Origin of the sequence: Variovorax restrictus (assembly GCF_051216715.1) — a bacterium.
In the GTDB taxonomy this organism is placed as follows: domain Bacteria; phylum Pseudomonadota; class Gammaproteobacteria; order Burkholderiales; family Burkholderiaceae_C; genus Variovorax.
The window spans coordinates 22,973-31,630 of sequence record NZ_JBPJZH010000012.1 but is presented as its reverse complement, the minus strand read 5'-3'; the positions used below and the strand labels follow the sequence as shown (position 1 = coordinate 31,630).

Below are 8,658 nucleotides of genomic sequence, written 5' to 3'. Positions count from 1 at the left end.
GCTGGCCGATGCGCTGGACACCTACATCCCGACGCCAGAGCGTGCCATCGACGGCGCGTTCCTGATGCCCGTGGAAGACGTGTTCTCGATCTCGGGTCGCGGCACGGTCGTGACCGGTGCTGTCGAGCGCGGCATCATCAAGGTCGGCGAAGAAATCGAGATCGTCGGCATCCGCCCGACCGTCAAGACCACCTGCACCGGCGTGGAAATGTTCCGCAAGCTGCTCGACCAAGGTCAGGCCGGCGACAACGTGGGCGTGCTGCTGCGCGGCACCAAGCGCGAAGACGTCGAGCGCGGCCAAGTGCTGTGCAAGCCGGGTTCGATCAAGCCGCACGTGCACTTCACCGCCGAGGTGTATGTGCTGTCGAAGGACGAGGGCGGCCGTCACACGCCGTTCTTCAACAACTACCGCCCGCAGTTCTACTTCCGCACGACGGACGTGACCGGCGCGATCGAGCTGCCCAAGGACAAGGAAATGGTCATGCCTGGCGACAACGTCAGCATCACCGTGAAGCTGATCAACCCGATCGCGATGGAAGAAGGCCTGCGCTTCGCCATCCGTGAAGGCGGCCGTACCGTGGGTTCGGGCGTCGTGGCCAAGATCCTCGACATCTAAGCTAAGGATTGCACAGGGGTATAGCTCAATTGGCAGAGCGTCGGTCTCCAAAACCGAAGGTTGTAGGTTCGATTCCTACTGCCCCTGCCACCTAGGTGGCGCTCCTGAAAAGCCCATCGGTCGACCCGATGGGCTTCTCTGTCTTCAAAGACACTTTGAATTGAAGGCCGCAAGGCCGCAGGAAATCAGCCGAAATGGCCACCTCTCAAATCGAAACCGTGAGCACCGGCGCCGACAAAGCCAAACTGGCTGCAGCGGTCGTCCTGGCCGTGGGCGCGGTCGTGGCTTTCTACCTGCTGTCGCGCCAGGGTTCGCTGGTGCAGTGGGGCGCGTTGCTCGTCGGGCTGGCGGCGGCGGTGGGTGCCTTTGCGAGTTCCGAGAGCGGGCGCCAGTTGTGGGCCTTCGGCCGCGACGCCTGGCGCGAAGTCAAGAAGGTCGTGTGGCCGTCCCGCAAGGAAGCCGTCCAGATGACAGCCTACGTGTTCGCTTTCGTGGCGGTCATGTCGGTGTTTCTCTGGCTCACCGACAAGACGCTCGAGTGGGTGTTCTTCGACCTCATTCTGGGCTGGAGAAAATAAATGACCGACGCTGTCGAAACCACCCCGGAAGCCACGCCGATTCTCGCGGCGCCGACCAACCCCGATTTCCGCTGGTACGTCGTCCATGCCTATTCGGGCATGGAAAAGGCGGTCGAGCGCAACATCACCGAGCGCATCAATCGCGCCGCGATGCAGGACAAGTTCGGCCGCATCATGGTGCCGACCGAAGAGGTCGTCGAAATCAAGAATGGCCAGAAGCGCACCACCGAGCGCCGGTTCTTCCCTGGCTACGTCCTGGTCGAGATGATCATGGACGACGAGAGCTGGCACCTGGTGAAGCACACCAACAAGGTGACGGGCTTCGTCGGCGGCGCCAAGAATCGCCCGGCCCCGATCTCGCAGAAAGAGGTCGAGGACATCGTCAGCCAGATGCAGCAGGGCACCGAGAAGCCGCGCCACAAGGTGGAGTTCACTGTCGGCGAATTCGTGCGCGTCAAGGAAGGTCCGTTCACCGACTTCAACGGCACCGTCGAAGAAGTGAACTACGACAAGAACAAGGTGCGTGTGTCCGTGATGATCTTCGGGCGCGCCACCCCGGTCGAGCTGGGCTTCGCGGAAGTCGAGAAGACCTGATTCAGCGGGCGGCACCGAACGCTTCGGTGCCGCTCTCCCGGTTTCCTGTCTCCCGACTCGGCAGGAAACGTCACCCTAGAGTCGTCAACCCCGGGGAGCCACGGCCGAATGCCGAGGCGATATCACCCGCAAGGAGCAAAGCATGGCGAAAAAAATCGTCGGCTTCATCAAGCTGCAAGTGCCAGCTGGTAAGGCCAACCCGTCACCACCCATCGGTCCCGCACTGGGCCAGCGTGGTTTGAACATCATGGAGTTCTGCAAGGCGTTCAATGCGCAGACGCAGAGCTACGAGCCGGGTCTGGCGCTGCCGGTGGTCATCACCGCCTTCGCGGACAAGAGCTTCACCTTCATCATCAAGTCGCCGCCGGCCGGCGTCCTGATCAAGAAGGCTATCAAGCTGGACAAGGGCTCGGCCCGTCCGCACCTGGACAAGGTCGGCAAGATCACGCGCGCACAGCTCGAAGAGATCGCCAAGACCAAGATGAAGGATCTGACGGCGGCCGACATGGACGCCGCTGTCCGCACCATCGCGGGCACCGCCCGTTCGATGGGTGTCAACGTGGAGGGCGTGTGAAATGACCAAGCTGACCAAGAAGGCCAAGGCCCTGCAAGGCAAGGTCGACAGCAACAAGCTGTACCCGCTCGCTGATGCGATCGTCCTGGTGAAGGACGCCGCCACCGCCAAGTTCGATGAGTCCATCGACGTGGCTGTGCAGCTCGGCATCGACGCGAAGAAGTCGGACCAGGTCGTGCGTGGCGCCGTCGTGCTGCCCAACGGCACCGGCAAGACCAAGCGCGTCGCCGTGTTCGCACAGGGCGCCAAGGCTGAAGAAGCCAAGGCCGCCGGCGCCGACATCGTCGGTATGGACGACCTCGCCGCCATGGTGAAGGCCGGCGACATGCCGTTCGACGTCGTGATCGCCGCACCGGATGCCATGCGCGTCGTCGGTACGCTGGGCCAGATCCTCGGCCCGCGCGGCCTGATGCCCAACCCCAAGGTCGGCACGGTCACGCCGGACGTTGCGCAAGCGGTCCGCAATGCCAAGGCCGGTCAGGTGCAGTTCCGCGTCGACAAGGCCGGCATCGTGCACGGCACGATCGGCCGTCGCTCGTTCGACAACGACAAGCTGCAGGGCAACCTGGCTGCGCTGATCGACGCGCTGGTCAAGGCCAAGCCGGCGACCAGCAAGGGCGTGTACCTGCGCAAGGTCGCCGTGTCGTCGACGATGGGCCTCGGCGTGCGCGTCGACACCCAGTCGATCGCACAGAGCTGATGTGAAGAATTTGCCGTGTCCCTCGGGGCGCGGCGATGTGGTGGGCCAGCGCGGCGCCGTTTTCGGACGGCAGGCGTGTTGGGCCATCCAAGACCGCTGGCGTGCAGTTCGCTGCACTTAATCGATGCACTCGGGCATCACCAGCGCAGATGGCGATCCCGCTGCAAGGAATCCGTTTCCGAAACAGTTGGTCGCTGCATGTAGCGCGTCTCGAGGCCCCGGCCGAAGGACGCATTAAAAGGAGTAGACCTTGAGTCTGAATCGCAGTGAGAAAGAAGCGGTCATCAGTGATGTGACCAGCCTCGCCGCAAAAGCTCAAACGCTCGTGATGGCGGAATACCGTGGTATCACGGTGGCTGACATGACCAAATTGCGCAACACCGCGCGCAGCCAGGGCGTGACGCTCAGCGTGTTGAAGAACACGCTGGCACGCCGTGCTGTCGCCGGAAGCGCATTTGAGATCGTCGGCGACCAGATGACCGGTCCGCTGATCTACGGCTTCTCCGAAGACGCTGTGGCTGCCGCGAAAGTGGTGGCCGATTTCGCGAAGACCAACGACAAGTTGGTGATTCGCGGCGGTGCTTTCGGTGGCAAGGCCCTGGACGTCGACGGCGTGAAGCAACTGGCCAACATCCCTTCGAAGGAAGTGCTGCTGGCGCAATTGCTGGGCTTGATGCAATCCCCCATTTCCCGCACTGCCCGCGTTCTCGCGGCGCTGGCCGAGAAGCGTGGTGGTGGCGAAGCACCGGCCGAGGCTGCGGCCGAAGCGCAAGCGGCGTAAGCCTTGCGTTCGAGAAATTCAACCCAATTGTTAGGAAACCAAAATGGCATTCGATAAAGACGCATTTTTGACCGCGCTGGACAGCATGACGGTCCTGGAACTCAACGACCTGGTCAAGGCCATCGAAGAGAAGTTCGGCGTGAGCGCCGCTGCAATGTCGGCCCCCGCCGGTGCTGGCGGTGGCGCTGCCGCCGCTGTGGCCGAAGAGCAGACCGAGTTCAACGTCATGCTCATGGATGCTGGCGCGAACAAGGTGTCGGCGATCAAGGCCGTGCGCGAAATCACCGGCCTGGGCCTCAAGGAAGCCAAGGACCTGGTGGAAGCCGCTCCCAAGGCCGTCAAGGAAGGCCTGTCGAAGGCTGACGCTGAAGCCGCCAAGAAGAAGCTGGAAGATGCCGGCGCCAAGGTGGAACTGAAGTAATTCAGTCTCCCTGAAGGGCTGGAGGTGCTCGAAAGAGCCCTCCAGCCTTTGCCGCTTTCAGAGCGCACCCACAAGCCGACGTCGCGACGCGGCTTTTGAGTGTCTTCTGACCCCGACTGCAGAAGACCCCTTGGTTCGGGTGATGTGCAACGCATCACTGTCCGCCAACGGCTGGTAGTGGCCAGCCGCCAAGCAGTGGTGCGAAAGCGCTGCTGACAAGTCGCGCAAGATCTCAAGCACCGGAGCTCTCATGGCCCAAACGTCCACGTACAGTTACACCGAACGCAAGCGCATCCGAAAGAATTTCGGCAGCCGCGACAGCGTCGTTGAAATCCCCTACCTGCTGCAGATGCAGAAGGACGCGTACACCGCGTTCCTGCAAGCGGGCATCGCGCCGCAGAAGCGCACGGTCGAAGGCCTGCAGGCCGCGTTCGACGCCGCGTTCCCGATCGTCTCGCACAACGGTTTCGTGGAAATGAAGTTCCTCGAGTACAACCTGGCGAAGCCGGCCTTCGACGTGCGCGAGTGCCAGACGCGGGGCCTGACCTTCGCGTCGGCCGTGCGCGCCAAGGTCCAGCTCATCATCTATGACCGCGAGTCGTCGACCTCGCAGTCGAAGGTGGTCAAGGAAGTGAAGGAACAAGAGGTCTACATGGGCGAAGTGCCGCTCATGACCGAGAAGGGCTCGTTCATCATCAACGGCACCGAGCGCGTCATCGTGTCGCAGCTCCACCGTTCGCCGGGCGTGTTCTTCGAACACGACAAGGGCAAGACGCACAGCTCGGGCAAGTTGCTGTTCTCGGCCCGCGTGATTCCCTACCGCGGCTCGTGGCTCGACTTCGAATTCGACCCGAAGGACATGCTGTACTTCCGCGTCGACCGTCGCCGCAAGATGCCGGTCACGATCCTGCTGAAGGCCATCGGCCTGAATCCGGAATCGATCCTCGCGAACTTCTTCGTGAACGACAACTTCCGCCTGATGGACAGCGGCGCGCAGATGGAGTTCGTCTCCGAGCGCCTGCGCGGCGAAGTCGCGCGCTTCGACATCACCGACAAGTCGGGCAAGGTCGTGGTCGCCAAGGACAAGCGCGTCACCGCGCGCCACACCCGTGAGCTCGAGCAGGGCGGAACCACGCACATCAGCGTGCCGGAAGACTTCCTGGTCGGCCGCGTGGTCGCCCGCAACATCGTCGACGCCGACTCGGGCGAAATCCTGGCCAAGGCCAACGACGAGCTGACCGAAGCGCTGCTGAAGAAGCTGCGCACGGCCGGCGTGCAGGACATCCAGGTCATCTACACGAACGAGCTGGACCAGGGCGCCTATATCTCGCAGACGCTGCGCATCGACGAAACGGTGGACGAGTTCGCCGCGCGCGTGGCCATCTACCGCATGATGCGTCCCGGCGAGCCGCCGACGGAAGACGCAGTGCAGGCCCTGTTCCAGCGCTTGTTCTACAACCCGGACACGTACGACCTGTCGCGCGTCGGCCGCATGAAGTTCAACGCCAAGGTCGGCCGCGACGAGTCGACCGGCCCGATGGTGCTGACCAATGAAGACATCCTGCATGTCGTCAAGATCCTGGTCGACCTGCGCAACGGCAATGGCGAAGTCGACGACATCGACCACCTGGGCAACCGCCGCGTGCGTTGCGTCGGCGAACTGGCCGAGAACCAGTACCGCACCGGTCTGGCCCGCATCGAGAAGGCCGTGAAGGAACGTCTGGGTCAGGCCGAGCAAGAGCCGCTGATGCCGCACGACCTGATCAACAGCAAGCCGATCTCGGCCGCGCTGAAGGAGTTCTTCGGTGCGTCGCAGCTGTCGCAGTTCATGGACCAGACGAATCCGCTGTCCGAAATCACCCACAAGCGCCGCGTGTCGGCCCTTGGCCCGGGTGGTCTGACGCGTGAGCGTGCCGGCTTCGAAGTGCGCGACGTGCACGTGACCCATTACGGCCGCGTCTGCCCGATCGAAACGCCCGAAGGCCCGAACATCGGCCTGATCAACTCGCTGGCCCTGTACGCTCGCCTGAACGAATACGGCTTCATCGAGACGCCGTACCGCCGCGTGGTCGACAGCAAGGTCACGATGGACATCGACTACCTGTCGGCCATCGAGGAAGGCAAGTACGTCATCGCCCAGGCCAACGCGGCCCTGGACAAGGACGGCAAGCTGACCGGCGACCTGGTCTCCGCGCGTGAAGCCGGCGAGTCGATCCTGGTGGGGGCAGAGCGCGTTCAGTACATGGACGTGTCGCCCGCGCAGATCGTGTCGGTGGCGGCGTCGCTCGTGCCCTTCCTGGAGCACGACGATGCGAACCGCGCGCTGATGGGCGCCAACATGCAGCGCCAGGCCGTGCCGGTGCTGCGCCCCGAGAAGCCTTTCGTCGGCACCGGCATCGAGCGCGTCTCCGCGGTCGACTCGGGCACCGTGGTGACCGCGACCCGCGGCGGTATCGTCGACTACGTCGATGCGACCCGTGTCGTGGTGCGCGTGAACGACGCCGAAGCGGCCGCCGGTGAAGTTGGTGTGGACATCTACAACCTGATCAAGTATCAGCGTTCGAACCAGAACACCAACATCCACCAGCGCCCGATCGTCAAGCGCGGCGACCACATCGCCAAGGGCGACGTGGTGGCCGACGGTGCGTCCACCGACCTCGGCGAGCTGGCCCTCGGCCAGAACATGCTGATCGGCTTCATGCCGTGGAATGGCTACAACTTCGAAGACTCGATCCTGATCTCCGAACGCGTCGTCGCCGAAGACCGCTACACCTCGATCCACATCGAGGAACTGGTGGTGATGGCACGCGACACCAAGCTGGGCGCCGAAGAAATCACGCGCGACATTCCGAACCTGGCCGAGCAGCAGCTCAACCGCCTCGACGAGTCCGGCATCATCTATGTCGGTGCCGAAGTGCAGCCGGGCGACACGCTGGTGGGCAAGGTCACGCCGAAGGGCGAGACCACGCTGACGCCGGAAGAGAAGCTGCTGCGCGCCATCTTCGGCGAGAAGGCTTCCGACGTGAAGGACACCTCGCTGCGTGTCGACCAGGGCTCGCAAGGCACCGTGATCGACGTGCAGGTGTTCACCCGCGAAGGCATCACGCGCGACAAGCGCGCCCAGCAGATCATCGACGACGAGCTCAAGCGCTTCCGCCTCGACCTGAACGACCAGCTGCGCATCGTCGAAGCCGACGCGTTCGACCGGATCGAAAAGCTCTTGACCGGCAAGGCCGCCAACGGCGGCCCGAACAAGCTGGCCAAGGGCACCAAGCTCGACAAGGCCTATTTGTCGTCGATCGAGAAGTTCCACTGGTTCGACATCCGCCCGGCGGACGACGAAGTGGCGTCGCAGCTCGAATCGATCAAGAACTCGCTCGAGCAGACGCGCCACAGCTTCGACCTCGCGTTCGAAGAGAAGCGCAAGAAACTCACGCAGGGCGACGAGCTGCCCGCGGGCGTGCTCAAGATGGTCAAGGTCTACCTGGCCGTCAAGCGCCGCCTGCAACCCGGCGACAAGATGGCCGGCCGTCACGGCAACAAGGGCGTGGTGTCGAAGATCGTTCCGGTCGAAGACATGCCCCACATGGCGGACGGCACGCCGTGCGACATCTGCCTGAACCCGCTGGGCGTGCCTTCGCGGATGAACGTGGGCCAGGTGCTCGAAGTGCATCTGGGCTGGGCCGGCAAGGGCATCGGCCAGCGCATCGGTGACCTGCTGCAGGCCGAGGCGAAGATCGCGGAACTCCGCGCCTTCCTCGACAAGCTCTACAACGGATCGGGCCGCAAGGAAGACCTGAGCAAGCTGAGCGATGGTGAAGTGGTCGCGATGGCCGGCAACCTGTCGAACGGCGTGACCTTCGCGACGCCCGTGTTCGACGGCGCCACGGAAGAAGAAATCCGCGGCATGCTGCAGCTCGCCTACCCGGAAGAGATCGCCAAGCTCAAGGGCCTGACCGACACCCGCACGCAGGCTTACCTGTACGACGGCCGCACCGGCGACCAGTTCGAGCGTCCGGTCACCGTCGGCTACATGCACTTCTTGAAGCTGCACCACCTGGTGGACGACAAGATGCACGCGCGCTCGACCGGTCCGTACTCGCTGGTCACGCAGCAGCCGCTGGGCGGCAAGGCCCAGTTCGGCGGCCAGCGTTTCGGCGAAATGGAAGTGTGGGCGCTCGAGGCCTACGGCGCCGCCTACGTGCTGCAGGAAATGCTGACGGTGAAGTCCGACGACGTGCAAGGCCGTACCAAGGTGTACGAGAGCATCGTCAAGGGCGAACACTCCATCGAAGCCGGCATGCCGGAATCGTTCAATGTGCTGGTCAAGGAAATCCGTTCCCTGGGCCTGGACATCGAACTCGAACGCTCATAAGCAAGACAAGGAAAGAGTC

Annotated in this window: 8 protein-coding genes and 1 tRNA gene; all 9 read left to right on the top strand. The window is 63.4% G+C overall.

Annotated features, from left to right (window positions below; translation table 11 throughout):
* Window positions 1-616: EF-Tu C-terminal domain-related protein (locus ACSFA0_RS26300; RefSeq protein WP_435453211.1), on the top strand; the 616-nt coding region annotated here is incomplete at its 5' end.
* Between the two features lie 14 nt (window positions 617-630).
* Window positions 631-706, top strand: a tRNA-Trp gene (locus ACSFA0_RS26295).
* A gap of 104 nt (window positions 707-810) precedes the next feature.
* Window positions 811-1,194, top strand: a complete 384-nt coding sequence (gene secE / locus ACSFA0_RS26290; RefSeq protein WP_435453210.1) for a preprotein translocase subunit SecE — start codon at window positions 811-813, stop codon at window positions 1,192-1,194.
* Window positions 1,195-1,788: a transcription termination/antitermination protein NusG gene (gene nusG, locus ACSFA0_RS26285; protein ID WP_435453209.1), complete on the top strand. Its 594-nt coding sequence runs from the start codon at window positions 1,195-1,197 to the stop codon at window positions 1,786-1,788.
* 142 nt (window positions 1,789-1,930) lie between these two features.
* Window positions 1,931-2,362, top strand: a complete 432-nt coding sequence (gene rplK, locus ACSFA0_RS26280) for a 50S ribosomal protein L11 (protein WP_435453208.1) — start codon at window positions 1,931-1,933, stop codon at window positions 2,360-2,362.
* 1 nt (window position 2,363) lies between these two features.
* Window positions 2,364-3,062, top strand: coding sequence for a 50S ribosomal protein L1 (gene rplA, locus ACSFA0_RS26275; RefSeq protein ID WP_435453207.1), 699 nt, complete (start codon window positions 2,364-2,366; stop codon window positions 3,060-3,062).
* 250 nt (window positions 3,063-3,312) lie between these two features.
* Complete coding sequence (rplJ, locus tag ACSFA0_RS26270; RefSeq protein WP_435453206.1) at window positions 3,313-3,843, top strand: 50S ribosomal protein L10; 531 nt, start codon at window positions 3,313-3,315, stop codon at window positions 3,841-3,843.
* 43 nt (window positions 3,844-3,886) lie between these two features.
* Window positions 3,887-4,264 (top strand): 50S ribosomal protein L7/L12, encoded by a 378-nt coding sequence (gene rplL / locus ACSFA0_RS26265; RefSeq protein WP_286647965.1) that lies wholly within the window; start codon window positions 3,887-3,889, stop codon window positions 4,262-4,264.
* Window positions 4,265-4,514: 250 nt separating this feature from the next.
* The gene (rpoB, locus tag ACSFA0_RS26260; protein ID WP_435453205.1) at window positions 4,515-8,639 is read left to right on the top strand and encodes a DNA-directed RNA polymerase subunit beta; all 4,125 of its coding nucleotides are present in this window, start codon (window positions 4,515-4,517) and stop codon (window positions 8,637-8,639) included.
* The last annotated feature ends 19 nt before the right edge of the window (window positions 8,640-8,658 follow it).

What these genes read in the sequence shown, in the direction of transcription:
- rplK (WP_435453208.1), top strand. Translation starts at nt 1,931, where the DNA reads ATGGCGAAAAAAATCGTCGGCTTCATCAAGCTGCAAGTGCCAGCTGGT.
- rplA (WP_435453207.1), top strand. Translation starts at nt 2,364, where the DNA reads ATGACCAAGCTGACCAAGAAGGCCAAGGCCCTGCAAGGCAAGGTCGAC.
- rplL (WP_286647965.1), top strand. Translation starts at nt 3,887, where the DNA reads ATGGCATTCGATAAAGACGCATTTTTGACCGCGCTGGACAGCATGACG.
- rpoB (WP_435453205.1), top strand. Translation starts at nt 4,515, where the DNA reads ATGGCCCAAACGTCCACGTACAGTTACACCGAACGCAAGCGCATCCGA.
- secE (WP_435453210.1), top strand. Translation starts at nt 811, where the DNA reads ATGGCCACCTCTCAAATCGAAACCGTGAGCACCGGCGCCGACAAAGCC.
- nusG (WP_435453209.1), top strand. Translation starts at nt 1,195, where the DNA reads ATGACCGACGCTGTCGAAACCACCCCGGAAGCCACGCCGATTCTCGCG.